Source organism: Winogradskyella sediminis (assembly GCF_003387355.1).
Classification (GTDB): Bacteria; Bacteroidota; Bacteroidia; order Flavobacteriales; family Flavobacteriaceae; genus Winogradskyella; species Winogradskyella sediminis.
In genome coordinates this window covers 298,585-323,342 of the sequence record NZ_QUNH01000002.1, presented here as the reverse complement: position 1 = coordinate 323,342, position 24,758 = coordinate 298,585, and the positions used below count along the sequence as shown (strand labels likewise).

Genomic DNA, 24,758 nt, shown 5'->3' with positions numbered 1-24,758 from the left:
TCACAGTACATTGTATACGACACCACTTTTTACCATTTTAAAAATATCGGTAAAAATAATAGTCATAAATACGGTATTATAGAGTGAAAATGACAGTATGCATCCTATAGAAGTTTTAGAACGGTATTGGAACCACACGTCCTTTAGACCGCTTCAAGAAGAAATTATTACGTCGGTTCTCAACCGTGAAGACACCTTTGCACTTTTACCAACAGGAGGTGGTAAATCTGTTTGTTTTCAAATTCCGGCATTGATTCAAGATGGTATATGTATTGTTATTTCGCCATTAATTGCTTTAATGAAAGACCAGGTTAATACCTTAAAGGCAAAAGGAATTAAAGCCATCGCATTAACTTCTGGCATGTCCTATAAAGATTTAGATACCCAATTAGACAATTGCATTTACGGTAATTATAAGTTTCTTTACCTGTCACCAGAGCGTTTGCAACAAACCTTAGTACAAGACCGCATACAGCAAATGCGTGTTAACTTAATTGCTGTTGATGAAGCGCATTGTATTAGTCAATGGGGAAATGATTTTAGACCCGCTTACAAAAACATTTCAGTCTTAAGGCAAATGCATCCGCATGTTAATTGTATCGCGTTAACAGCTACAGCTAAGCATAATGTTGTTGAGGATATTGTTAAAAATCTCGATTTTATAAATCCAAATATCTACAAAGCATCTTTTGCCAGGCCTAATATTGCGTATAATGTTATTCATACAGATGATAAGTTGTTTCAGCTAGAACACCTGTTAAAAACATATAAAGGCACATCTATAATATATGTTAGAAATCGCAGAGCGACTTCTGACATTCATAATTTTCTTAGTGCTAAAGGATTTTCTTCTACATTTTACCACGGAGGTATTACAAATAAAGAAAAGCAAGAGCGCTTGTACCAATGGAGTCATGGTCAAAAACACATTATGGTGGCCACTACTGCCTTTGGTATGGGTATAGATAAAGCCGATGTTAGAACTGTAATTCATATTAATTTACCAGAAAGTCTAGAAAGCTATTATCAGGAAGCAGGACGCGCTGGAAGAGACGGAAAACTGGCACAAGCTATCATTTTAAAACAGCATGTAGATGAAGATCATCTTAGAAGTCAATTTTTAAGTACATTACCTTCGGTTGCTTTTGTGAAAACGGTTTATAACAAACTGTGTAACTATTTTCAAATTTCTTATGGTGAAGGTGAAAATACAATGCATCAATTCGATTTTAAATCCTTTTGTAGTCGATATAAATTAAGCGCTAGTATTACCTATAACGCTTTATTGTTACTAGATCGCAACGCTATACTTACCTTAACGCAGCATTTTAACTTTAGAACTAAAATTCAATTTATCACCTCAAATGCCGTTTTGTTTAAATATCTAGAAACGCATCTCGACTTAAATGTCTTAGTAAAAGTACTGTTAAGAACCTATGGAGGAATTTTTGATTATGAAACCAAAGTAAATCTCAGTTTGGTGGTTGACAAAGTAAAACTTCCAGAGAAGCTAGTCATTGCGCAATTGCAACGTCTAGAAAAAGATGAAGTTATTAGTTTACAAATGGCAAATACAGATTCGGAAATTACGTTTTTAAAACCTCGTGAAGATGATATTACTATTAATCCTATCGCGAAAACAATAAAGCAACAACATACTTTAAAACACCAACAAATAGAAGCTGTTTTGCAATACGTACGTAACAACACTGTATGCAAGAGTCAACAATTATTGCATTATTTTGGCGAAACAGCCGAAGTATCTTGTGGTATATGTTCGGTATGTATGGCTAAAGCTTCAGGAGAAAACTTAGATAACACAATAACGTTTCAAATTTTAAAAGCATTAGAAACTGAAGCCTTATCTTCGCGTCAATTATTACAACAACTTAAATGTTCTGAACATAATCTTTTAACAGGATTATCAGAACTTATAGAGTTACATAAAATAACATTAACACACGCTAATACTTACACACTTGTATGACACAAAAACGTGATTTACGTATCGTTTTTATGGGGACACCAGATTTTGCGGTGGCCACATTAAAAGCCTTACTAGATAATAATTATAAAGTTGTAGGAGTTATAACGGCTCCCGATAGACCTGCAGGACGTGGGCAGAAATTAAGAGCTTCGGCTGTAAAAGAATTTGCTTTAGAACACAAGTTAACAGTTCTACAACCAACCAATTTAAAAGCGGAGTCATTTTTAGAAAAACTGAAAGCACTCAATGCTAACCTTCAAATCATTGTAGCGTTCAGAATGTTACCAAAAGTGGTGTGGCAAATGCCAACTTATGGTACCTTTAACTTGCACGCATCCTTATTGCCACAGTACCGAGGAGCTGCACCAATCCATTGGGCCATAATAAATGGAGAAACTCAAACAGGAGTCACCACTTTTTTTATTGATGAAAAAATTGATACAGGAGCTATTATTAAAAGTGAAACCACAGCAATTGGTCCGCGTACAACGGTGGGTGAATTGCACGATGAACTTATGACCATTGGAAGTAAACTGGTTATTAAAACCGTAGAGCAAATTGAAACAGGAACAGTAACAACAACGGTACAGCCGCACACAGATGACCTAAAAACCGCTTACAAACTGCATCGAGATAACTGTAAAATAGATTGGTCACAACCTTTAAACACTATCTATAATAAGATTAGAGGTTTAAACCCGTTTCCTGCCGCTTGGTGTTATTTAGAAACTGATGATAAAAAGCCTTTGGCCGTTAAAATATATGCTATTGAAAAGCAAGAACAAGAACACAATGATGCCAACGGCACCATTTTATCGACCAAAGATGAATTAAAAGTCGCATGTCAAGGAGGTTACATTCATATTTTGGAAATTCAATTACCAGGAAAACGTAAAATGAATGTAAAATCATTACTTAACGGGTTTCAATTTTCTGCATCTGCAAAACTGCTGTAAACCCCTATTATCATTGGTTTTATAAAATATTCGATGAAATACACATGCTTTATTAACAAATGCTCGAAGTTATTAACAAAAAGCCGTATTTCCCTTACTATTACTTGTGTAGCTTAATATTCCTAATAATTTTGTGTACAGATTTTAAAGAACTATTAATTTAGAATCTAAATTTTAACAATTTAAATTAAATATTTATGAACAAAACAGATTTAATCAATGGAATGGCAGAAAATGCTGGAATTACAAAGGCAGCTGCTAAAAAAGCATTAGACTCTTTATTAATTGATATCGAAGGATCTTTACAAAAAGGGAACAGAGTATCTTTAGTTGGTTTTGGTTCTTGGTCAGTTTCTAGAAGAGCTGCAAGAGACGGTAGAAACCCTCAAACTGGAAAAACTATAAAAATCAAAGCTAAAAATGTAGTAAAATTTAAGGCAGGTTCTGACTTAAGTAACGCTGTAAACTAAGACATTTTTTGTTTAAAATACAGAAACCTGCTCAATGAGCAGGTTTTTTTTTATTTGCACTTTAAAGGTGCTATACCCCAGAATAATATAAATTTCATACTGTTTATCGCATAATAAACACATATTAGTTGTTTTTTTAACAAAAAAAACATAGATTTAATACTATTAAATTTAGATAAGCCAAAATGAACAAACCCGAAAAAGGCAATTTACTCATTGCCGAGCCATCTATTATCGGTGATATTTCTTTTAATCGTGCTGTGATTCTTTTAGCAGATCACAACGCCTTAGGTTCAGTTGGGTTTATTTTAAATAAGCCTTTAGATTATAACCTTAAAGATCTCATTGAAGGAACTGAATCTGAATTCCCGGTATATAACGGAGGTCCTGTAGAACAGGATAATCTGTATTTTATTCATAAATCGCCAGAATTAATACCAAATAGCGTAGAAATATCTAACGGTATTTTTTGGGGAGGTGATTTTAGTATTGTATTAAACCTAATTAATAAAGGAGATATCTCTAGTGATGATATCCGGTTCTTTTTAGGTTATTCTGGTTGGGATGAACAACAGCTAGACAACGAACTAAAATCGAATGCCTGGTTAATTTCTGAAAACATTTATAATAAGGAAATCATAGCGAAATCTTGTAACTCGTTTTGGCGTGAAAAAATGCTAGAATTGGGTGGAGATTACAGTATTTGGTCTAATGCTCCAGAAAACCCTAGTTATAACTGATGCTTTAACCATACCGTTAGCTCTCATTATTTTATTACTGAACGGCAAACTATAACATGCGCGTTATTTTATAGAATACTACACCAAACCGTTATGTCCTTAGATGCATACGTATGTTTAGATTGAAAAAAAGAAATACTAAGGCCTAATGACTCTTAGCCATAAATAACATATTACAATGCTTACACTATAATGTATTACGTTAACACAATATTGTTCGGCTTCGTGTTATGACAACAGCCTTAGTTTAGCATTCAATTTATTAACGAGTCCTTGAGCGAAATCACTACCATATGTTTTCTTACGATATTTAGTAATAGGAACAATGCCTTTAATCACATTAGTAATAAATAATTCATCAGCTTTTTGAAGTTCAAATGGGCTAATGGAAGCTTCTTCTACTGTAATATTTACATCTTTTGCTAAGAGTTCTAAAACTTGTTTACGCATTACCCCTTTTAAGCAACCATCTTCTAAAGGTGGAGTTTTTATATGATCTCCTTTCACTACAAATAAATTACCATTTAAGGCTTCAATCACACTTTTATTGGTATTTAAAACTAAGCAATTATCAAAATCATTTTCTTGAGCATAAATACTTCCAATGACTTGTATAGCTTTGTTATTCGATTTTAAACCAGAAAGTAATCCTGGGGCCACAAAGTAATCTTTATACAAATCGACAACACATTTTGCTTCGGCATCAATGGTATAAAAGGGTTGGTGATAAGGCTCTGCACTTATATTAAAATGCACTTGAGCGGTACCCGAAGGCAAATATTTTCCACCTTCACCTCTATCGACATTTAACCGTACACGTGCCGATGCATGTAATAAATGACTCGCTTCTAATGTTTTAAGTATTTCGGACTCTAAAAATTCCATAGTAAAATTCATAGGAATATCCATCCTAAGGATTCTCATAGAAGACATGAGTCTGAAATAGTGATCTTCCCAAAAGAAAATCTTACCATTCACTACTTTTAGAGTTTCAAAAAGGGCATCACCATATTTATAACCTCTATTATTTATTGTAAGATCTGAAGTGGCTTGTGAACGTAATGAACCGTTAAAATTTATCATAAAAAAACATCCCTAAACGTCTCTTCTAAGAGACTATACATATCATAATATTATGTTCTAGATTTTATAGTGTAGACGGCATTATAAAATGGTATCTAAATAAAAATCTCGATTTAGTAAAGCAACTAAATCGAGACAAAGATATATTAGATTAATTATTCTGCGGCTATCTAGAGCCTAAAACTTGTTTAAGGCTAGAAATTTGGTTTTCCCAAAGCATTTTACCTTCGTCAATTTCATCTTCTTCGGCATAATCGGTAATCATTAAGGACACATCTTTAGTAATTTCGTCAACTTGGATACGAATTTCAAAAAAGTAAGGTGCTCCGTCTTCATCATCGCTTAACCACCGAAACTTCACACGTTCGCCACTTTTCTTACTTAGTAGTTTTGCTTGCTCTTCAGAGCCATCCCAAATAAAAGTATATAGTTCCCCACGCGAGTTAACGTTATCTGCATACCATTCCGACAAACCAGAAGGTGTTGATATGTAAGTATATATTAGCGCTGGTGATGCTTGAATCACAAACTCCATTTCATATTTTTCTTTATCTTCCATATTACATTGTATTATGTGCTCAATATATACATTTTATAGGTGAGTTTTAAAGATTCAACTAAAATTATTTTTTTTACTTTTTATTGTTTGCTGTACTCGAAATTGTTTTTATATTTGCAGCCGCAATTACGCATATGTTTAAATACATTATTTTGAAGCTTTATATGTAAATTGTGAATTATGGCGAGGTAGCTCAGTTGGTTAGAGCGTTGGATTCATAACCCAGAGGTCACGAGTTCAAATCTCGTTCTCGCTACATCAGTAAAAGTCCTGCACGAAAGTGCTGGACTTTTTTTATGCGCTGCACTGAAGCTTTGCTTCAAAGTGCATAAGCATAAAAAAAGGCCATAGCAATGCGCTAGCATTGTGGACGTTTACTAGTGTACAGCTCACCCGCGAAGATTCACTGAAAGTAAATCAAAAAATAATAATCGTTAAAGCATAAAAAAAGGCCATAACAATGCGCTAGCATTGCGGACGTTTACTAGTGTACAGCTCACCCGCAAAGATTCACTGAAAGTAAATCAAAAAATAATAATCGTTAAAGCATAAAAAAAGGCCATAGCAATGCGCTAGCATTGTAGACGTTTACTAGTGTACAGCTCGCCTTGCGAAGATTCACTGAAAGTAAATCAAATAATATATAAATCGTAAAAGCATAAAAAAAGGCCATAGCAATGCCCTAGCATTGCGGACGTTTACTATTGTACAGCTCACCTTGCGAAGATTCACTGAAAGTAAATCAAATAATATATAAATCGTAAAAGCATAAAAAAAGGCCATAGCAATGCCCTAGCATTGTGGACGTTTACTAGTGTACAGCTCACCCGCGAAGATTCACTGAAAGTAAATCAAATCATATATAAATTATTAATGCATAAATTTTGTGCTCTTGTAAGGGGCTCTTTTTCTTCAATGCTCATTTTTATTATGTTTTAACACGTGTAGTTAATCAATTTTGTCATTCCTTCGAAGGCAGGAATCCACTTATTTACCCTTAATAAATTCATTTTAACCTGTGACTTATTGGTAAAAAGTTATCGATACTAACACATTTGATTAGGAGTAACAACGTTAAATTATTACAATTGCCTGCTTGAGCAAATCATAAGCAATACAATAATTAATTCGGTGTGTTGCTTATTTTATTATGGCGTTCAATTGCACTTATATGTTTATTATTTAGGGTTGTCCCCTTCAGGGGACTTGAGGGGTGTTGGCCCTATGATTTTTTTATAAATGCTTACCTCCCTCTGGAAAGATTGTTTCGCCAGACTTGCCACGACCTAAAAAACACCCGAGACCTCAACTGTAGTGGTCAATTAATATGTTGTTGTTGTTGTTGTTGTTGTGTGTTTACCCTATAACAACGTTCCTCACCAAGATACAACGGATTACCATGCTTCTCAGACCAAAAACCATCTAGCAAGTCCTTAGTAATACATTTATAAACCACAACCCCTTTATATGTATTGGTATCATCACCTTTATAATTAAAGTTAATGACTAAGATATTATCCTTAAAAAACCCAATCCCTAATTGCTCTTGATTAGTATTAATTAACCACTTCGCCTTTATTCTGTTGTGTTCATTTAAGGCTAATTCTAAGGTGCCTTTGTAAGCGATGCCGTTCTCATCTTGGTTACTCCCTATAATGTTGTAGGTTCCGGGTAATTGGGTTATGGTCATTGTATTCTTTTACTTTTCTAATTACTAGCCTGTCATTGCGAGGACGAAGGACGTGGCAATCTCATGCCCCCAATCAAATCAACCACAATCCAACTACCCAGCCATCCCATTTACAAACACCTGAACAAATTCTTTCATCTTATCTAAAATGCGCTCTCCTATTTCACGTGCCTTTAAAATACTTGGTCTATTATCCAAACATTTAAAAACCTCATCGCGTAAAGGTTCCCTACCAGAATAGGTATAACTTTCTATTAAATTCTGAAACTGTTTTTGGTCTAACTGTTCTTCTTCGCACATTTTTGATAAGGCCAATACTTTTTCTTCATGCCAAAAGCGTTCAAACTCATCTTCTATAGCATCTACATCACTAATATGCGGTAGGTTTTCTTCTATAAATTTTTCGATTAATTCGCGTTTACTTCGTAATTCTACATCACCAGAGAGCATATCTATAATGGCTTTTTTCTGTGCTTTTGCTTCTGTAGATTTAGCGTCTTTTAATTTGGCTAAAAGTTGTAGAATATAAGCGACATTGATCTGATCGCGATGAATGAGTTCTAACTCAAAATCAATATCATTAAGTATAGAAGCTTTATCTACTTTACTATCTTTTTTTACTTTATCACTTATACTCCAATAGCGATCTATATATTCATTGAAGGTTGCTTCATCTATAGGTAAATCATCCCAACTAAAATCTGTGTACGATTGTAGCACATTTATAGTTCTTAATACGCGTCTAAAAGCTTGTACAAATGCCAACTCTTCATTTTCATCCTTAAGAGAATCTATGTCGTTAAAACTGGGTGTTACTTTAAATAAATGTTCTAAAGCTGTATCTAATTTGCTTGCTACAACGTCGTAGTCTGGCAAAATAATAGCTTCTATAGCTTCTTTATTAGAAAACAAGGTAATAGCATCGTCTGTTGCTCCTTTTAGGTTTCTAAAACATAAAATATTTCCTTGCGATTTTACATCTCCAATAATTCTATTGGTTCTAGAAAAGGCTTGAATTAAACCATGGTACTGCAAATTTTTATCAACATATAAAGTGTTCACTTTTTTAGCATCAAAACCTGTCAACATCATATTTACCACTATAACAATGTCTAAACGGTCTTTATCTAAAAAGGTTGTTTTTTCACGCTCTTTTAAGCGTTTGGTGATATCTTTAAAATAACCATCAAACAATTTTTGGTCTTTGGTAGAAAACGCTTGCGTAAACATTGTATTGTAATCTTGAATATACTCATCTAGCTTTTCTCTAGTATGGTTTTCTTTTCTGTAGGTAGCATTGGGTTCTGCTGCATATTGCGCTTTCTCCTCTTCTGTAGAGGGTAAAACATCATCTGCCCCTACACCATCCTCATTAGTGCCATACGTAAAAATGGTTGCAATACGCAAATCGTGTTCGCCAGCTAATTTTTTACGTTTAAAAATGTCGTAATACTTAATTAATGTATCAATATCGCTTACCGCAAAAAGTGCAGAAAATTGACGATTCTTAGTTTTAGTATCGTGATAAGCAATAATATAATCTACAATTTTTTCTAGTCGTTTTGGATCTGCAAACACCTCAGCTTTATCAATATCTTCTACTTCAATATCTATAAAGGTGTTACTTTTTTGTTTGTATTTACCAATATATTCTATTCCAAATTTTAAAACATTATCGTCGCGTATAGCATCTGTAATCACATATTTATGTAAACATTCTCCAAATAAATCTTTGGTAGTACGTTTTCCTAAATCGTTTTTAGAGGCATTTTTAGCAAAAATTGGCGTACCTGTAAACCCAAAAAGCTGACTGTTTTTAAAATACTCAGTAATCTTTTTATGCGTATCTCCAAATTGGCTGCGATGGCACTCATCAAAAATAAAAACGACACGTTTGTTTTCTAAATCTTTAAAACTCTTATTGTAGTGCGCTTTTGTTATGGCATTATTTAGCTTTTGTATGGTAGTGACAACCAATTTAGAATCGTCTTTTAATTGACCAACTAAGTTTTTTGTATTTGTTGTACCGCTTACACTATCTTTTTTAAAGCTGTTAAACTCTTTCATGGTTTGGTAGTCCAGATCCTTTCTATCCACCACAAAAACTACTTTATCTACATTAGGCAAGTCCATAATAATCTGGCTTGCTTTAAAAGACGTTAGTGTTTTACCAGAACCTGTAGTATGCCAAATATAACCGTTTGCAGCAACTGTATCTGCTGTATCGGTTTGTTGTTTGGCTTTGTTTACTAAGGCTTCTACTGCGTAATATTGATAGGGTCTTAATACCATTAAAACCTTGTAGGTTTCGTTATAGACGACATATTGCGCCATCATTTTACCCAAATGGTCTGGGTTTAAAAACAAGTTGGTAAAACTTGTTAGGTCTTTTATGTTTTTATTATTGACATCACTCCAGAAATAAGACTGTTTTATAGATTGCCCTTTATTATTTACAAAATACTGCGTTTCTAATTCATTACTAATTACAAATAATTGCACATATTGAAACAAACCATAATTGCTATCAAACGAATGTCTTTGATAACGATTTACTTGATTAAAAGCTTCCTTAATCTCTAAACCACGACGTTTTAACTCTATTTGCACTAAGGGTAAACCGTTTACTAAAAGTGAAACATCATAACGATTTTTGTAGGTGCCTTCTTGTGTGATTTGGTTAGTGACTTGAAACAAATTACTTGTCCAATCTTCACTATTAAAAAAGCGGACATAAAAACTATCGCCATTGTCTCTGGTAATATTGAAACGATCACGTAGCGTTTTGGCTTTTTCAAACACATTGCCTTTTGCTAAATGGTTAAGTATGGCATCAAACTCTTTAGTAGAAAATACTGTTTTATTAAAGGCTTCTAGTTGGGTTTTTAAATTAGATACTAAAACCTCTCCATCTGGTATGGTTACATTTTGGTAGCCTAAACCTACTAATTGTTTAATTAGGTTATTTTCTAGTTGTGCTTCGGATTGTTTTGTCATAATTCATTAAAAAGGTCTTCCCATTCAGGATTTATACTTTCTATTAATGCTATTTTTTTTGCTCTACTGCCTGCTTTTAATTGTTTTTCTCTGCCTATGGCATCACCAATTAGTTGGTGTGCTTCATGATATACTAATTTAGTTAAATTATATCTAGCAGAAAAAGACTTTTTATCGTGCTTTTCTTTATGCTGAACAATACGCTGTTTTAAATTAGCGGTTACACCAACTTAAAGCGTTGTGTTATTTTTATTGGTTAATAGGTATACATATCCTGGTTTCATGTCATTGCGAGGCTTTTTTTGCCGAAGCAATCTGTTAATTGTTAGTCCTTCACTTCATGAGACTGCTTCGTGCCTCGCAATAACGGTTCCTTGCGAACGCAGCGCGGCAATCAAACAAACATTTGCTGCAACAACCCTTTTTTAAACGCTTGCGTTTGCGTAATTTGCGTTTGTACGGCTTCTATTTTTTTATCTATAGCACTTAAATAATTGGCTATTTTTTGTTGTTCTTTTAGGGATGGAAAATTGTATTTAAGGTTTTTAATAATCTTTGATGATAAATTACCTTGTCCACCTTGTAAATATTTTGATGTAATTCTGTCTTTATTTAGCAATAACACATAATACAAATATTCAATTGATTCATTAGTTCTAATACATAAAACTGCCTGATTTATTGCTCCGCTTAACTTTGAAATTGAAACTTCTCCACTATTCGCACCATAAAGAGCATATAATAAATCTCCCTTTTCAACAATTTTAGCTGAAGAACCATTCAATGCTTCTTCAGAAATGAAACTGAATACTTCAGAATCATAAATATTTCCTGAACCAATAAATGGAATTGTACCTGAATAATACTCCTTATTTGTACTAGTTGGTGTTCCTCCTGAAAAGAAAGTACAAGCCTCTCCCAACCGCTTCTCTTCCCAATCTGGGAATTGCGTTTCATTTGGTGAGATTGCTTCGTGAGATTGCTTCAATGCGTTCGCAATGACGTCTGGTTTAAAACGCAATTGTTGGCTAAACAGTTGTTGCATCACGCCTTTTTTGTATAAGGCTAGTGTTTCTTTTTTGGTGGTGAGTTGCTGTAGTTTGGTGTCTACTGCGGTTAGAAAATTGGCTATTTTTTGTTGTTCTGGTAGGTTGGGAAGGTTAATTTTTAATCTATAAAAGTCACCATGATTTAAATCAGGAATTGTTGAAGTTCCTGCTAATTTCATAATTGTGTGTTGCGTTTTATAATCAGTTAAAAAATAATATAAAAACCATTTATCACAATCTGAATTAAATTTTATCTTAAAAAAATTATTATGAAAAGCTCCTTTAACCCCTGTAACAACCTGACCAGTATTTCCAGTTCTTGTCATTAAAATATCATCTTCATTACATAATACTGATTCAGTTGGGTTCTTTATAAAATATTTTTTTGTTGAACCTGCTCTTAAAAATTCATTGGTAATATAAAAATGTAATCCTTCTGCTTCTTCCGTAAACCTTTCAGCAATAGCAATTTGCAAACCTTGATTTATTTTGGTAAAATCTTTTAGTTTCTTTTCTTCCCATTCCCCTTCAAACTCTTTAAAGCGTAGTTTGGGTAGTAGTGATTTTGTATGTGTTGTTGTGTGGGTCATTTGGTTTTGTCTGTCATTGCGAGCGTAGCGTGGCAATCTGTTTCTTGTTTATTCTAAGCTTCATGAGATGGCTTCACTGCGTTCGCAATGACGGTTCGATTTTAAAAAGGAGTTTCAATATTTAACTGTTTACAAAAGTCTGCAATGGTAGCATCTGTTTTTGCTATGTCTTGTTCTAAGGCTTTTAGGTCTTGTGAGACTGCTGCGAGGTCTACAGGTGCTTCTTCTTCAAAGGTATCTACATAACGTGGTATATTTAGGTTGTAGTCGTTTTCTTTTACTTCTTCTAAACTGGCAACATAACTGTATTTATCTTTGGTGTCTCGGTTTCTGTAGGTGTCTACAATTGCTTTAATATGGGCATCTTGTAAAACGTTTTGGGTTTTTACTTTCTCAAAATGTTGGCTGGCGTCTATAAATAGAATGGTCTCGTTTCTTTTAACAGACGTTTCGACTGCGCTCAACGAGACATTTCGGTTTTTTTTGAGTACTAAAATACAGGTTGGTATGCTTGTACCATAAAATATGTTGGCTGGCAAACCTATTACGGCGTCTAGGTAATTTTTATCCTCTATTAAAAACTTACGTATGTGTCCTTCGGCTGCTCCTCTAAACAACACACCATGTGGTAATACGCAAGCCATGGTGCCGTTGTCGTCTAATTGGTGTACCATGTGTTGAACAAAGGCAAAATCTGCTTTAGATTTTGGTGCTAGTTTTCCGTATGCAGAAAACCTTTCGTCGCTCATATACAAAGGACTTGCACTCCATTTCGCAGAAAATGGTGGGTTGGCAACTATGGCTTCAAAACGTTTGTCTATATGGTTAGGGCTTGGGTTGACTAAGGTGTCTTCGTTGTAGATATCAAAACGTTTGTAGTGCACGTCGTGCATAATCATATTCATTCGGCACAGGTTATAGGTAGTTGGGTTACTTTCTTGCCCAAAAAACTCGCCTACGTCGTTCACTTCTTTAGCAACACGCAATAATAAAGAGCCAGAGCCACAAGTTGGGTCGTACACGCTTTTTAGTTTCTCTTTTCCTGTGGTGACTAATTGTGCTAGTATTTTAGAAACTTGTTGTGGTGTGTAAAACTCACCTGCTTTTTTGCCCGCTCCACTTGCAAACTGCCCAATAAGATATTCGTAGGCATCACCAAGGATATCGCTATCTGTATTTTCTAGGTCAAAATCGATAGTTTCTAAATGGGTAAGCACTTTTACGATGAGTTCGTTTTTGGCGTCTTCGGTTTTCCCTAGTTTACTACTGGTTAAATCGAGGTCTTCAAACAGGTTGCCAAAATCGTCTTCGCTTTCGCTTCCCATGGTACTTTGCTCAATGTTACGTAATACATTGGCTAAATCTCCTAAAATAAACTGGTGTTTTCCCCCAGAGTTACCGCGTTTAGCGAGTTCGCTAAACAGCTCGCTTGGTTTAAGGAAATACCCTAATTTTTCTAAAGCAAAGTCTCTAACGTTATTTATTAGTAAGTCTTCTTGCTCATGTCCTTCTATATCATCAAAGGTTAATCCATCTGGTTGTAGAATTTCGTTAGCGTAAAGTTTCATTTTTCGGCTTAAATATTTGTAGAAAATAAAGCCTAGTATATAATCTCTAAAATCGTCTGCATCCATATTACCACGTAAGTCGTTGGCGATATTCCACAGGGTTTGTTTTAGTAATGCTTGTTTTTGGTCTTCAGACATTTAAATAGTTTGTAAAATTAAGCAACCTCAATAAATGAGGTTAACATAGGGTGAGCTAAAAGAAATTATTCTAAGGGAGTTTAAAGATAGAAAAAGCCCTTAAATTTGCAAGGGCTTTTATAATTATTTAGTTTATAATATGATGTTCTAGAAGTTTTGATTTTAACCCAGGACATAAGTCGTTTTCAAACGCTCTTAAATCTTTACCATCACGATATAATGCTAGCATATGAGCCAAATCACCAATGACATAAGACGGATCACATTCTTGCCCTTTACTATTTTGTTTTGGATGAATTACACAAAAAGAGTGAACTCTTTCATGAATTAAAGTATTAAGTATTGAATATTTTGTTCTATCTAGGTTGTGCTTATTAAGCCTTGTTGATTTAACACATTTAGTAGTCACAGCGGTTGTACGTGAAAATGGATTCCATTTTCTCCATAAAAATACTTCATCTATTTTATAACCCCCAATTGTTTTATATTGGTCTATTAACCAACTAGCATTATCATTATAATTAGAGAGTTCGTCTGCGTTGACATGATCTAATCTACCATTACTCCAGTCAATTCTATTTTCTTGTTCCATTTCTTTAATAATCTTATAAAACAAATCATCATCAAGCACAGCTTGTTGCATCTTAACCGCCTCAACAACAGTTATATTTTCAGCGCCTTTTGTTACAGCGCAGCTTTGGATAACCAAAACAAATACTAGTAATTTAAAATAATGTTTCATAGTTTAATTATTGTTTGTTTTTAGGGTTAGAAATAGATATGGTAAAAACATTGAAACCTAATCCAAAACCAAACCAAAGGTTGCCATTACTTTTCCATTGATAATTAGATTGATTATTAATTTGATCAACTCCAGCATATAGACCTATTTGCACTTTTTTGTATTGAAGCATTAAGCCAGAAAACATTGTTAAAGTAGCGATATCCTGAGATTCACCATCTGTAATACCCAAAGCGTTTTCTGAATCTAAACCCACACTACTTATGCCTGCACCTAATTGTGCATTCAAGGATGAGCCATATACATCAAAGATTCTGAAATTAACAGTAGTACTTAGATTAAATTCTGTGTCAAATGAGAAATCATCTTGCGGTCTTGCTCTAAACGGAAGCGTTATCAAACCGACACTAATTCTATCATCAAATTCAAAGGATTGAGCAAAGGCACTAAAGTCTTTTAGAGATACGGTATAGACTTTATTGTTATAATAGTCACTTTTAAGTTTTTCGCTTGGCTTACTAGCAAGTAATTTTTCTTTTTGTTCTTCAGTTTTAGTTTTATAAGATAATGCCATTAATTTTACCTCTGTATTCGATAATTCTAAAATTCTAAATATGATACCCGATTCAAGATAATTTACTGTTTTTCCAGAATTTGAATCATCGGAATATACAGAAACAACTGTATCCTTAACTGGCACAGTATTACTTAGTTTAATTAAATCACCTACTTTAAAGTTTTGTGATGTAGAAATAAAGGTAAAAACACTAAAAAAAATTAGAAAGAAATTTTGAGTTCTCATAATATGGTTGGTTTTGGTTAATAATTCAAACTAAAAGCATTGAGTAAAGCACGCCCAATAAGCACACTAAATAATAACAGCATCCTCTAACACCACAGACACAGGTCGATAACCACTAGAAATAGTCTTACTGTTAGACTCGGCATTCACCCGTTCAAAAATCTCATGCTCCACTTGCCCTGCTTTCGCATTCACTTGTAACGGAAAATGACCATTGCACAAAGGTTGGCTCATTAATATATGATCGATAAGCAAAGAGTTTTTACTCGCTGAAATCTTAATAATAGGATCTCTATAGCGTGCTGTTCAACGCAGGTCTATTAGACATATCAAACAACACGTGGTTAAAATACTTTTCAGCCCTCAGCACTTCACCTTGCAGGTTTTGTATCAAATCAAAAAACAAATAATTGGACTCAAAATAATCTTGACCAGAACCATCATTACAATCTCCTAAATTCATTAAAGCAGTGTTCACATAGTCACCAGTGAGGTTCTGCGCAGCATCATAAGCAATGGGTTCTTTATTAATCTTAGATTTAAGATGCACACCGATGCATTCAATTTCTTTACCGTTAGCCAATTTATATATGAGAACTTGCGGCTGACGGTAATGCTCATGGTTGTCGCGTTTAAACTGACCCCAATAATGCACCTGCAAATTTTCACCACCAATAAAAGAGTGCCATACTGTAGCGGCTTGTATACGGCATGGCGGTAATACCGATGGCTTTACCAAATACCACATCCATTGCGTACCGCGCATATCGTAACCATAATCCCGATCCCGATCTCCCACCTCATCATCCGAACCCTTTAAAAGCATAGGCACCAAGTATTATCTAAGACCTTATCGCAAAAGTCAATAATCTTAGCTTCTTCTTTTAGACCTTCAAAAAGCATTAGGATGCCAGCATTAATGAGAGCTATAGTGTCTTTAACACACCCAATCCGTTCTAAGAGATCTGCAGAGCGATCGTCTTCAATAAGTTTTTGGCTGTGTTTAACATTCCAAGTTGAAATTTTTACTAACATAATGCACTGATATGATGCTAACTAGTGATAAAAATAATTATTATATATAAAGCAAACCATTCCCAGTACTGGGGAATCTTGCTAGCATTTGTCAACAACGAATTATATAAATTTATACGGCTAAGGATACCGTATGTAAGGGATGTAATAAAACTACAAATAATAGTTAAGTCCCTAATAATAAACAAGATAAAACACCAAATTCATCTTTATAATGCATTTTTCACATCATAAAAGGAAATATATCCCCAACACCCAATCCCCTAATCCCTATTCCCTAATCCCTATTCCCTATTCCCCAATCCCTAATCCCTAATCCCTAATCCCTAATTCCCTAATCCCTAATCCCTAATACCTAATACCTATTCCCTACTTCCCCAATCCCCTAATCCCTATTCCCTAATCCCTAATCCCTATTCCCTAATCCCTATTCCCTAATCCCTATTCCCCCCCACAAAAAATCCCGCAAAGGAAACCAATGCGGGATTCAATCAAAACCTAAAGCCTATCAGCCAAAGGCCAAAACCTAGCCACCAACAGCAATTTTCATACTATGGCCTTGAGCAAGCTCATAGAGCTCACCATTAACCTCCTGAAAAAATACAATGGCAGTAGCACCAAATAGCACTGTGGTCGCTGGGATGGGAGCAAACGCCGTTAAATCCGTCGTTAAACTCGTTGCTGCACCAACCATACCGCCAATGGCAATAGCATTGCTGTAAGTCACAACACCAACACCATTAGGCGCTTCTTCTACAGGTACATAGCCCTTAGTAGCATCATCCCACTCGTAATTACTCATATAACCGGCCGCCAAGGCGAGTTTAAAATGCGTAGCTCCTACTGGAAAATTAACGTAAGTATCAGTATTAAAATCAGGAATATCCCAAGTAATACTATCTCTACCCGCAGTAATCACAGGCTCATCACTGGGTGCATTAAAATTGGCATCAAATGGTTTTAAAATATTAAAATCAAAACCAATAAATTGGATGACGTTGTCAACAACATTATAAAGGCGTTGACCACGCAGGCCTACTCCACTGCCTACAATACCTCTAAACTTTCCCGTAATTCGAGAACTGATATAAGAATCTGCAACTAATCGTGATATCGAAGCAAATGAAGATCTAAAAGCTTTACCACACTTGGCGGCACCTCCAAATTCTTGCATGTTCTCACGGGTTCTAATGTACGCAGGATCGTTCAGAATACGATTTTTGCTCACACGGTTCTTTGTCTTTACAAAAGACTCACCGTTCTTTCTGTAAAAGGTCAACCCATCCAGGGTACCTTCTAATCTAATAAAAGAATTGTTTCTGGCCATACTGTTAAGTTTTATGACAAGTTGGGCGTTATGGCATTAAGCCCAACCAGTCTGGTTAACGTTGTTCAAACCATTTGAACATACGACAGATGAGGGATTACAGTTGCAAACAATACCGGTAATTATCAGTAAGCAAATTCATAATTCGCTAACCAACTGTTTACCAAACATATACAAAATAATTTAAATCATAAACAACTCATTTTCAAGTATTTTCAATAAAATCTAATATTTTTAGAAAATTCACTAATCCAACCGTAGATTTTAAATCGTTTTTTGAAAAAAAATAACCTACACCCGAAATACCCTTGAAAATTTCATAAAAATGCACACCACACATCCCTAAACACACCATAAACCCATAACTAACAACGACTTACAAAATAACAACAAGAAAAAAAACAAACCTAACCAACCTCCATTTCCCCATTTCCCTTAGCCCTTTCCATCACTAACAACACCCCTTTTCCCCCTCTCAACCTCACACGTTTCACTTCCTAATCCCCAATACCAAATCCCTAATCCCTATTCCCTAATCCCTAATACCTAATACCTACCCCCTAATCCCCAACACCAAATCCCTAATCCCTAATCCCTAATCCCTAACCCCTAACCCCTAACCCCACCCTTCATACTTCACAAGAACATCATAAGCGGGTCTTAAGCGGGTCTTAAGCGGGTCATAAGCGGGTTAGCTATAGTTTTTTCCTACAACCAAAAAATCAATCATGAAATAACACCTAATTGTGAGATTAACGGCTTTAATATTAGCGAAAGTGTTAGCATTTGATATAGCAAGACCTAAAGAAAAGAATTAGATTAGCTTTCCCTCTTACCATAGTCGCAACCCTACAGTTCCTCAGTATCCACATCATATAACAATTCTGGCGCCACTTCCTTACCTGTATCATTATGAATGATAGAAACGTCTCCTGTACTTTCAAAAATCACGGCTTTAACCTCGTTAAAATCGTGAACGTTGGCTTCTCTTAATTTAGCTATTAAATCATTTTCGCCCACATTACAAGCTTTGAGACGCTTATGCAATATTTTGCCATTATACATTATAATTTGAGGTTGATTGGTAAACCAGCGTTTAAACCAGGTCTGCGTTCTTACAACATATGAGAAAAAGGTTTGAAAACCAATTATTGAGAGAAGTGCTATTCCCCCTTTAAGTAATGAGTCGTCCGAATTAAGAATAATCGATGCTAGTACCGAACCGATGGCGACTGTAGATGCAAAATCAAAACTAGACATCTTAGCAAATGTGCGCAGTCCGAATAGCCGAGTAATTATAATGGTTATAATAAATATGCCTAATACAGAAAAAACAAGGGTTATTGCATCTTGAAGAGTCATAATCGTAGTATTTGGTGAGGTCTAAAACTACAAGTTACATGTGTTTTTTATGATCTCAATTGTAAATAAATTGAACTGAAATCATCTGTTTTACACTCAAAAACAGTAGGCTCATCTATTGAGGTAATGATCGCTCTAATAGAGGAAACCTACTCTATAATTCTCTATTACATTTGGATAAAACGTATTGTTAATACCCAATAATTATGGAAACCATTTCAAAATCACTACCGCTTTTTAAAACTATTGATGACGCCTATAAAGATTTTATATTAACACAAAAGCATCCTTGTGTGATGGCTAAAACGTTATTTATGACGGACAATTACCATCTTCATGTTTATAATTCTTCGCAGGATACTACAATTTTAAAGCAATTATTAACCGATTTAGACGCCTTCATTGCACAGTATGATTTTAATTCTAATTCGTTTGAATCGTTCTTAGCCGTTTTTCCATTAGAACATTTTGAGTCTGAAATTGGATTTGAAAACAGTCTATGGAAAACATTACAGAAATTACACGAGTTAGATGATTGCGATTGGGATGCCTCTGTAAGCGATGACCCTGAAGATCCTGAGTTTAGTTTTAGCTTAAAAGGGCATGCGTTTTATATTGTAGGACTTCATCCTAATAGTTCTAGGATGGCGCGGCAAAGTCCTTATCCAACTATTGTGTTTAACCTCCATGCGCAGTTTGAACAGTTAAGAGCTATGGGCAGTTATAAAAAAGTTAAAAAGCGTATACGAAAACGAGATAAAAAATTACAAGGACATATTAACCCTGTGCTTAAGGATTTTGGTAAAGATTCCGAAACCAAACAATACAGTGGTAGAGCTGTAGATAATGCATGGAAATGTCCATTTCATAAAACTTCTAAATTGGCATGAAACCTTTACTTAACATTATAGAAAAACAATCTGGAGCGGCTTTTACGCTTAAAAAGAACGATATCCTTACGGTTATAGATCCAATGGGTAAACAAGTAAGCGATATGGTATTATTTAATGCCGACGATTACAAGGAAAAAATATCTTCAGGGAAATCTTTAGATTTTGAGGAGAATTTATTGCTTACAAAGGGCCATAATTTATGGTCCAACCGTTCTCGAAAAATGATGCATATTCTAGAAGACACCAACGGAAGAAACGACTTTTTATTAGCTCCTTGCAGTCCAGAGACCTTTAAGATAATGTATAATCACAATGGTGAGCATCCTAGTTGTTTAGGTAATTTACATCAACATCTGCAACCTTATGGTATTGGCATTGATGATATCCCAACAGCGTTTAATATTTTTATGAATGTGCAATTTAATAACGATGGAAAACTATCTGTATTACCACCAACGTCTAAAGCTGGAGATTATATAAGACTGCAGGCACAGATGGATTTGCTTGTGGGACTAACGGCCTGTTCCGCAGAAGATAGTAATGGCGGAACTTTTAAACCTATTCATTATTATATTGAAACCGCACCAGAATACACAAACAGAAAATTACTGTAATCCAGAAGGCCCCTTTACAAAACAACAATTATTAATTATTTAAAAAACTTTATTATGAAAGAAGACAAAGATGAAAACCCAAACACAGAACACGAAAAGCGTTTACATCAGAATGCTACTGACGAAAAAGGAGCTTTAAAAGACAACCATTACAACCAATATGGTAAACAGAATGAAACACGACGAGAACGAGCTGAAAAGCTAAAAGAAGACTAATGTCTTTCCTTTCTATTTCGTTGCCTTAGCATGGCACATAAAAAAAAGTCCAACTTAATAAAATTGGACTTTTTATTATCTTTAAATTCAGATGGCTTTAGGCATCTTTAGAAGTTTCATCATGATTGATATTGGCTTTTTCAGAAATTTGAGAATCAGGAATAGCATTAAAAAATTCTGATAATTCTAAATCTGCCGTGGGTCCAAACCCAACCAACATTGTTCCTTTTTCACCAGAATCGGTTTCTATAACATATAAGATAGACATATCCGATGGGTTACTCATACCTTCATAACGATGCTCTGCCACAATTTGGAGTTGCTCTGGTGTGTAACTTTGAGAGGAATCGTTTCCATACAACTTACCTTCCTTAAAGTGAAAACCTGAGGTATACCCCTTAGATTCATAAATCTTTATATAATCTTTTTCGTGTTTAGCAAATTCATTTTCCATAATAACTTGATTTTGAGTTGATCACAATATATTTTAAAATAATGCTTTAGGCTAACGGTATCCATTTGCTTATTAACTTAATTACGTTTTATAATTTTAATTTTAATATAGTAGAGCAATACTTTGAAAATGTCTATAGAAAAGATTGTTAAAATGAAATAAGCCATCAATTCATCCAAATGCATTAAGCCCATTTAAAAATTAGTCAGAATTTGTACCGCGGAAAGCCTATGGTCGCGATGATCTTTATGGTTTAAGACAATAGCTAAGTATTAATACTACCTAAGATATGAAACCGTATTACACTTTATTACTCATTGTTGGGATTACGTCACTTGTGGCAAGTTTTTTACCGATAATCTTAAAAACTTTCAAAATGAGTTTTACGGTCCCTCTATTAGTATTAGGTGGCCTCTTATTTTATCTAGAAACCCCTTTACCTTGGCCAAATCCGGTTTGGGATATTGATACCACTTTAAAATTTTCGGAACTAGTTGTTATTATTAGTCTAATGGTTGCTGGACTAAAAATTGGCCTGAATTATTCTTGGAAAGAATGGCGCAATCCCTTTCGGTTAATTGGGGTTACCATGCCATTATTTATGCTAGTAGTTTTTTTATTAGCTTACTATCTCCTAGAGTTTAGTGGTCCGGTTGCTCTACTCTTGGCTGCAGTTTTAGCTCCAACCGATCCTGCATTGGCCTCAGATATTCAATTGAATAAAAAACAAGAAATCGGTTCAAAAAATGTAGGAGTTCAATATAATTTAACGGCCGAAGCCGGACTTAATGATTCGCTTGCTTTTCCGTTTGTATTCCTGGCAATTCTGTGGTCTCAACACGATAGTTTAGACTACCAACAGTGGAAAACCTGGTTAGGCTATTATCTTGTCTATAAACTTACTGTTGGTATCATTGTTGGAATCGCCATTGGTTTTGCATACAGCTATATAACTACAAAAATGGCAAAATATAAATGGCTTAAAATTCAAAAAGCATTTGTTGCCATTTCGTTAACCTTAATCTCTTATGGTGCTGCCGAACTTTTAGAAGGTTATGGCTTTTTGTCTGTATTTTTAACAGGACTCTTTGCACACTATCATAAACATGCTAAAAACCAATCTACAGAAAGCGAACCCAGTATTGGATTTATTACCGATGTTGAACGCTTCTTTATTATTTTTTGGATGATTTTCTTTGGTGGGTCTATTGTTGGAGGTATTTTAAATTTTAATACAATACCAACTTTACTCTTTGGAAGCATTTTAGTACTGATTGCCAGACCGCTTTTAGGTTATATAAGCTTGTATAAATCGGGACTCAATGCTAAAAAGAAATGGGCTATTTCTTTTTTTGGTATTCGTGGTATTGGTTCTGTGTTTTATCTCACCTATGCCATAAAGTATGGTAATTTTAGTGATATTAACAGCCTCTTCTCTATTGTTGCATTTATCATTTTATTGTCTATTGTGTTGCACGGCTTTACGACCAAACGGCTTATCCCTAAGCTTACTAACGATTAAGTTATTATTAACGTACTCTGTTAGCCCCTAACAGCTATAAGATGTAATCCGTTAATTTTCAAACGATATGCGTTAATATGTATTGGAAATCACATTTATATTCTACCCAAACTTAAAATATTAATTATATGAAAACTAAATATCATATCTTAGGCTTAGCCCTATTGACATTGTCTCTTTCGTGTAAAGATGAAACATCTAAAAACGCTTCAGACACCAGAAACCCAATGAACGAAGAACTTACGGACACCAGAAATTATGAGAATAGCGGTAATCTAGAGGAAAAGGTCTATACCTATGAAGAAAAAATTGGCGAACTAGAGACCAATTGGGATTTGAATGACCCAGAACGCCAAATGCGTCTATACGAACGTTTTGAAATGAGTGATCAACAACAAGAACGTTATGAAACTGCGCTAGCAGAATGGATGGAATCGCATACCGAGAACCCATACGAAACGTTATCTGCTCACGACCGTATCGCTGCTGAAGCTGATATTTTAGAAACTATTTTAGATAACAACCAATATGATGCTTATAAAGATTGGGCAGATGACAATGATAAACGATAAATTCAATTTAAAACACTATGCGTTTTAAAAAGTGGTTTAATGGCTTAGCTATTTACTAATTCATTAACTCAGGTTGCTCTGTGCCTATTCTAAAACAGCGCTCTACACCTAGGTATAACGGATTGCCATGCTTTTCGGACCAAAAGCCTTCAAATACATTTTTGGTAATACATTTATAAACGGCAACTCCCTTATAAACTTGTGCGTCAGCTCCTTTATAATTAAAGTTAATGACTAAGATATTGTCTTTAAAAAAGCCTGTACCAAACTGTCTTTGATTCCCATTAATTAACCAAATGGCCCGAATTCTATTATTGTCATCCAAAGTTAGCATAAGCGTACCTTTATAGGCTACGCCTTCAGCATCTTGATTGCTACCAATAATATTATAAGTTCCTGGGAGTTGGTCTACGGTCATTTTAATTTATAATTTTTTATCTGAGTTGCACTTAATAATCATTGAAACGCCAAGTTGTATTTTTAAGTAGCACTTCAACTTATAAGGGTATTTTCATATAAGAAACTAGGACTTTTAGCACAAAGAAAGGGCTCTATTTTTTAGTGTTATATTAAATACACTACCCTTTATTATGGAAAACCGTAACGCTTTATATAAAGCACAAAAAAAAGGCAACTATTCCTAATTGCCCTTTTCCCATATACACTTGCCTTATAATATTCCCTACAATACTATATCTCTAGGCAAATGCTGGATTTTCTATTACCCTATATAACTCCTAAATCTTTAGTGATGGCTACCAAATGAATGGCATTATTGGCCTTAAATTGTTCGCGAAGTTTATTAAGACGTTTTTCAATAGTACTTAAACTATTAGGTTGAATTCCATTTGATTTCAATTTGATGCTAATTTCATCTTGTGATTGCCCTTGGGATAATAAGGTAAGTAAACGAATATCAAAATCATCAATTTCTAATTTAGACTTTGGACTCAGTGCTTTTTTCACCTGAGGAGACACATATACTTTATTATGATATACCGTCTGTATAGCTTCATGCAATTCTACCATTCCCTTTCTGTCTTTACAGACATAACCATTAATTTTATAGGTATTGACTAAAGCCCGAATCTTTTGAATTTGATCTTTCATAGAATACACTATAATCGGTACCTCGGGAAATTCTGCACGTATTTGCGCAATTAACGATTCTCCTGAATCTAATGTTGTGGCTCTATGATCTTTCTTAAATGACAAATCGGTAATTACCAAATTGAATGGAGCATCCTCTATGTTGGCGCGTTTTAATTTAAGATACGCTTCGTCACAATATTGAGATGTTTCAATGGAGGCGACATTTAATTCTCTTAATATCTTTGTGATATTAGAGATAATCGCATCGTGATCTTCATTAATTAAAACCTTCTTAAACAT

25 protein-coding genes, 1 tRNA gene and 1 pseudogene are annotated in these 24,758 nt (G+C 34.6%); 10 read left to right on the top strand and 17 right to left on the bottom strand.

The window, feature by feature from the left end; translation table 11 throughout:
- Window positions 1-97 precede the first annotated feature (97 nt).
- The 4 genes from C8N41_RS08760 (at window position 98) to C8N41_RS08745 (ending at window position 4,153) form a co-directional block, all read left to right on the top strand.
- Window positions 98-1,987: a RecQ family ATP-dependent DNA helicase gene (locus tag C8N41_RS08760; protein ID WP_115838991.1), complete on the top strand. Its 1,890-nt coding sequence runs from the start codon at window positions 98-100 to the stop codon at window positions 1,985-1,987.
- Window positions 1,984-2,943 carry a methionyl-tRNA formyltransferase gene (gene fmt, locus C8N41_RS08755; RefSeq protein ID WP_115838990.1) on the top strand — a complete coding sequence of 320 codons (960 nt, stop codon included), beginning with the start codon at window positions 1,984-1,986 and terminating at the stop codon, window positions 2,941-2,943. Before C8N41_RS08760 ends, fmt begins: the two co-directional genes overlap by 4 nt.
- 197 nt (window positions 2,944-3,140) lie before the next feature.
- Window positions 3,141-3,413 carry an HU family DNA-binding protein gene (locus tag C8N41_RS08750; protein WP_092443773.1) on the top strand — a complete coding sequence of 91 codons (273 nt, stop codon included), beginning with the start codon at window positions 3,141-3,143 and terminating at the stop codon, window positions 3,411-3,413.
- 185 nt (window positions 3,414-3,598) lie between these two features.
- Complete coding sequence (locus tag C8N41_RS08745; protein ID WP_092443775.1) at window positions 3,599-4,153, top strand: YqgE/AlgH family protein; 555 nt, start codon at window positions 3,599-3,601, stop codon at window positions 4,151-4,153.
- A gap of 228 nt (window positions 4,154-4,381) precedes the next feature.
- On the opposite strand, the gene C8N41_RS08740 is transcribed toward C8N41_RS08745, so the two are convergent.
- Window positions 4,382-5,236, bottom strand: coding sequence for an aminotransferase class IV (locus C8N41_RS08740; protein WP_115838989.1), 855 nt, complete (start codon window positions 5,234-5,236; stop codon window positions 4,382-4,384).
- Between the two features lie 166 nt (window positions 5,237-5,402).
- The gene (locus C8N41_RS08735; RefSeq protein WP_092443779.1) at window positions 5,403-5,795 is read right to left on the bottom strand and encodes an START-like domain-containing protein; all 393 of its coding nucleotides are present in this window, start codon (window positions 5,793-5,795) and stop codon (window positions 5,403-5,405) included.
- Window positions 5,796-5,977: 182 nt separating this feature from the next.
- Between C8N41_RS08735 and C8N41_RS08730 the strand changes: the two genes are divergently transcribed.
- Window positions 5,978-6,051: transfer RNA gene (locus C8N41_RS08730), tRNA-Met, on the top strand.
- A 1,062-nt stretch (window positions 6,052-7,113) separates the two neighbouring features.
- On the opposite strand, the gene C8N41_RS08725 is transcribed toward C8N41_RS08730, so the two are convergent.
- The 12 genes and pseudogenes from C8N41_RS08725 to C8N41_RS08675 form a co-directional block, all read right to left on the bottom strand.
- Window positions 7,114-7,485 carry a hypothetical protein gene (locus tag C8N41_RS08725; protein WP_115838988.1) on the bottom strand — a complete coding sequence of 124 codons (372 nt, stop codon included), beginning with the start codon at window positions 7,483-7,485 and terminating at the stop codon, window positions 7,114-7,116.
- A 93-nt stretch (window positions 7,486-7,578) separates the two neighbouring features.
- A complete protein-coding gene (locus tag C8N41_RS08720) occupies window positions 7,579-10,482 on the bottom strand; it encodes a type I restriction endonuclease subunit R (RefSeq protein WP_115838987.1) in 2,904 nt (967 codons plus the stop codon).
- Window positions 10,479-10,700: pseudogene (locus C8N41_RS08715) on the bottom strand (GIY-YIG nuclease family protein); the annotation flags it as partial. The pseudogene C8N41_RS08715 and the gene C8N41_RS08720, both read right to left, overlap by 4 nt.
- A 176-nt stretch (window positions 10,701-10,876) precedes the next feature.
- Window positions 10,877-12,121 (bottom strand): restriction endonuclease subunit S, encoded by a 1,245-nt coding sequence (locus tag C8N41_RS08710; protein ID WP_115838986.1) that lies wholly within the window; start codon window positions 12,119-12,121, stop codon window positions 10,877-10,879.
- A 101-nt stretch (window positions 12,122-12,222) separates the two neighbouring features.
- Window positions 12,223-13,827 (bottom strand): type I restriction-modification system subunit M, encoded by a 1,605-nt coding sequence (locus tag C8N41_RS08705; RefSeq protein ID WP_115838985.1) that lies wholly within the window; start codon window positions 13,825-13,827, stop codon window positions 12,223-12,225.
- A 127-nt stretch (window positions 13,828-13,954) separates the two neighbouring features.
- Entirely contained in the window at window positions 13,955-14,569 is a 615-nt protein-coding gene (locus C8N41_RS08700) for a hypothetical protein (protein ID WP_115838984.1), read from the bottom strand.
- A 7-nt stretch (window positions 14,570-14,576) separates the two neighbouring features.
- A complete protein-coding gene (locus C8N41_RS08695) occupies window positions 14,577-15,371 on the bottom strand; it encodes a hypothetical protein (RefSeq protein WP_115838983.1) in 795 nt (264 codons plus the stop codon).
- A 66-nt stretch (window positions 15,372-15,437) separates the two neighbouring features.
- Window positions 15,438-15,605, bottom strand: coding sequence for a hypothetical protein (locus C8N41_RS16935; protein ID WP_170137107.1), 168 nt, complete (start codon window positions 15,603-15,605; stop codon window positions 15,438-15,440).
- Between the two features lie 58 nt (window positions 15,606-15,663).
- Window positions 15,664-16,137 carry a hypothetical protein gene (locus C8N41_RS08690; RefSeq protein ID WP_147298946.1) on the bottom strand — a complete coding sequence of 158 codons (474 nt, stop codon included), beginning with the start codon at window positions 16,135-16,137 and terminating at the stop codon, window positions 15,664-15,666.
- A 50-nt stretch (window positions 16,138-16,187) separates the two neighbouring features.
- Window positions 16,188-16,406: a hypothetical protein gene (locus C8N41_RS08685; RefSeq protein WP_115838981.1), complete on the bottom strand. Its 219-nt coding sequence runs from the start codon at window positions 16,404-16,406 to the stop codon at window positions 16,188-16,190.
- Between the two features lie 526 nt (window positions 16,407-16,932).
- A complete protein-coding gene (locus C8N41_RS08680; protein ID WP_115838980.1) occupies window positions 16,933-17,733 on the bottom strand; it encodes a hypothetical protein in 801 nt (266 codons plus the stop codon).
- A gap of 849 nt (window positions 17,734-18,582) precedes the next feature.
- A complete protein-coding gene (locus C8N41_RS08675; RefSeq protein ID WP_115838979.1) occupies window positions 18,583-19,095 on the bottom strand; it encodes a DUF421 domain-containing protein in 513 nt (170 codons plus the stop codon).
- 206 nt (window positions 19,096-19,301) lie between these two features.
- Here C8N41_RS08675 and gntA point away from each other — a divergent pair, with 206 nt between their 5' ends.
- Genes gntA through C8N41_RS16930 form a run of 3 tightly spaced genes read left to right on the top strand, consistent with a single transcriptional unit; the run spans window position 19,302 to window position 20,818 of the window.
- Complete coding sequence (gntA, locus tag C8N41_RS08670) at window positions 19,302-19,985, top strand: guanitoxin biosynthesis heme-dependent pre-guanitoxin N-hydroxylase GntA (protein WP_115838978.1); 684 nt, start codon at window positions 19,302-19,304, stop codon at window positions 19,983-19,985.
- A complete protein-coding gene (locus C8N41_RS08665) occupies window positions 19,982-20,602 on the top strand; it encodes a DUF1989 domain-containing protein (protein ID WP_092443807.1) in 621 nt (206 codons plus the stop codon). The genes gntA and C8N41_RS08665 overlap by 4 nt, the downstream gene beginning before the upstream one ends.
- A 54-nt stretch (window positions 20,603-20,656) precedes the next feature.
- Entirely contained in the window at window positions 20,657-20,818 is a 162-nt protein-coding gene (locus C8N41_RS16930) for a hypothetical protein (protein WP_170137106.1), read from the top strand.
- Between the two features lie 97 nt (window positions 20,819-20,915).
- On the opposite strand, the gene C8N41_RS08660 is transcribed toward C8N41_RS16930, so the two are convergent.
- A complete protein-coding gene (locus C8N41_RS08660) occupies window positions 20,916-21,272 on the bottom strand; it encodes a hypothetical protein (protein WP_092443809.1) in 357 nt (118 codons plus the stop codon).
- Window positions 21,273-21,561: 289 nt separating this feature from the next.
- Between C8N41_RS08660 and C8N41_RS08655 the strand changes: the two genes are divergently transcribed.
- Together C8N41_RS08655 and C8N41_RS08650 are read left to right on the top strand one after the other, a co-directional pair.
- Window positions 21,562-22,794: a cation:proton antiporter gene (locus C8N41_RS08655; RefSeq protein ID WP_115838977.1), complete on the top strand. Its 1,233-nt coding sequence runs from the start codon at window positions 21,562-21,564 to the stop codon at window positions 22,792-22,794.
- 128 nt (window positions 22,795-22,922) lie between these two features.
- On the top strand, window positions 22,923-23,366 hold the full coding sequence (locus C8N41_RS08650; RefSeq protein WP_115838976.1) for a hypothetical protein: 444 nt from the start codon (window positions 22,923-22,925) through the stop codon (window positions 23,364-23,366).
- A gap of 55 nt (window positions 23,367-23,421) precedes the next feature.
- On the opposite strand, the gene C8N41_RS08645 is transcribed toward C8N41_RS08650, so the two are convergent.
- Window positions 23,422-23,784, bottom strand: coding sequence for a hypothetical protein (locus tag C8N41_RS08645; protein WP_115838975.1), 363 nt, complete (start codon window positions 23,782-23,784; stop codon window positions 23,422-23,424).
- Between the two features lie 308 nt (window positions 23,785-24,092).
- Window positions 24,093-24,758 (bottom strand): DNA-binding response regulator, encoded by a 666-nt coding sequence (locus C8N41_RS08640; RefSeq protein ID WP_115838974.1) that lies wholly within the window; start codon window positions 24,756-24,758, stop codon window positions 24,093-24,095.

Excerpts from the sequence above, each read along its gene's own strand:
- C8N41_RS08760 (WP_115838991.1), top strand. The coding sequence starts at position 98 with ATGCATCCTATAGAAGTTTTAGAACGGTATTGGAACCACACGTCCTTT.
- fmt (WP_115838990.1), top strand. The coding sequence starts at position 1,984 with ATGACACAAAAACGTGATTTACGTATCGTTTTTATGGGGACACCAGAT.
- C8N41_RS08750 (WP_092443773.1), top strand. The coding sequence starts at position 3,141 with ATGAACAAAACAGATTTAATCAATGGAATGGCAGAAAATGCTGGAATT.
- C8N41_RS08745 (WP_092443775.1), top strand. The coding sequence starts at position 3,599 with ATGAACAAACCCGAAAAAGGCAATTTACTCATTGCCGAGCCATCTATT.
- C8N41_RS08740 (WP_115838989.1), bottom strand. The coding sequence starts at position 5,236 with ATGATAAATTTTAACGGTTCATTACGTTCACAAGCCACTTCAGATCTT.
- C8N41_RS08735 (WP_092443779.1), bottom strand. The coding sequence starts at position 5,795 with ATGGAAGATAAAGAAAAATATGAAATGGAGTTTGTGATTCAAGCATCA.
- C8N41_RS08725 (WP_115838988.1), bottom strand. The coding sequence starts at position 7,485 with ATGACCATAACCCAATTACCCGGAACCTACAACATTATAGGGAGTAAC.
- C8N41_RS08720 (WP_115838987.1), bottom strand. The coding sequence starts at position 10,482 with ATGACAAAACAATCCGAAGCACAACTAGAAAATAACCTAATTAAACAA.
- C8N41_RS08710 (WP_115838986.1), bottom strand. The coding sequence starts at position 12,121 with ATGACCCACACAACAACACATACAAAATCACTACTACCCAAACTACGC.
- C8N41_RS08705 (WP_115838985.1), bottom strand. The coding sequence starts at position 13,827 with ATGTCTGAAGACCAAAAACAAGCATTACTAAAACAAACCCTGTGGAAT.
- C8N41_RS08700 (WP_115838984.1), bottom strand. The coding sequence starts at position 14,569 with ATGAAACATTATTTTAAATTACTAGTATTTGTTTTGGTTATCCAAAGC.
- C8N41_RS08695 (WP_115838983.1), bottom strand. The coding sequence starts at position 15,371 with ATGAGAACTCAAAATTTCTTTCTAATTTTTTTTAGTGTTTTTACCTTT.
- C8N41_RS16935 (WP_170137107.1), bottom strand. The coding sequence starts at position 15,605 with ATGAGCCAACCTTTGTGCAATGGTCATTTTCCGTTACAAGTGAATGCG.
- C8N41_RS08690 (WP_147298946.1), bottom strand. The coding sequence starts at position 16,137 with ATGCGCGGTACGCAATGGATGTGGTATTTGGTAAAGCCATCGGTATTA.
- C8N41_RS08685 (WP_115838981.1), bottom strand. The coding sequence starts at position 16,406 with ATGTTAGTAAAAATTTCAACTTGGAATGTTAAACACAGCCAAAAACTT.
- C8N41_RS08680 (WP_115838980.1), bottom strand. The coding sequence starts at position 17,733 with ATGGCCAGAAACAATTCTTTTATTAGATTAGAAGGTACCCTGGATGGG.
- C8N41_RS08675 (WP_115838979.1), bottom strand. The coding sequence starts at position 19,095 with ATGACTCTTCAAGATGCAATAACCCTTGTTTTTTCTGTATTAGGCATA.
- gntA (WP_115838978.1), top strand. The coding sequence starts at position 19,302 with ATGGAAACCATTTCAAAATCACTACCGCTTTTTAAAACTATTGATGAC.
- C8N41_RS08665 (WP_092443807.1), top strand. The coding sequence starts at position 19,982 with ATGAAACCTTTACTTAACATTATAGAAAAACAATCTGGAGCGGCTTTT.
- C8N41_RS16930 (WP_170137106.1), top strand. The coding sequence starts at position 20,657 with ATGAAAGAAGACAAAGATGAAAACCCAAACACAGAACACGAAAAGCGT.
- C8N41_RS08660 (WP_092443809.1), bottom strand. The coding sequence starts at position 21,272 with ATGGAAAATGAATTTGCTAAACACGAAAAAGATTATATAAAGATTTAT.
- C8N41_RS08655 (WP_115838977.1), top strand. The coding sequence starts at position 21,562 with ATGAAACCGTATTACACTTTATTACTCATTGTTGGGATTACGTCACTT.
- C8N41_RS08650 (WP_115838976.1), top strand. The coding sequence starts at position 22,923 with ATGAAAACTAAATATCATATCTTAGGCTTAGCCCTATTGACATTGTCT.
- C8N41_RS08645 (WP_115838975.1), bottom strand. The coding sequence starts at position 23,784 with ATGACCGTAGACCAACTCCCAGGAACTTATAATATTATTGGTAGCAAT.
- C8N41_RS08640 (WP_115838974.1), bottom strand. The coding sequence starts at position 24,758 with ATGTTTAAGAAGGTTTTAATTAATGAAGATCACGATGCGATTATCTCT.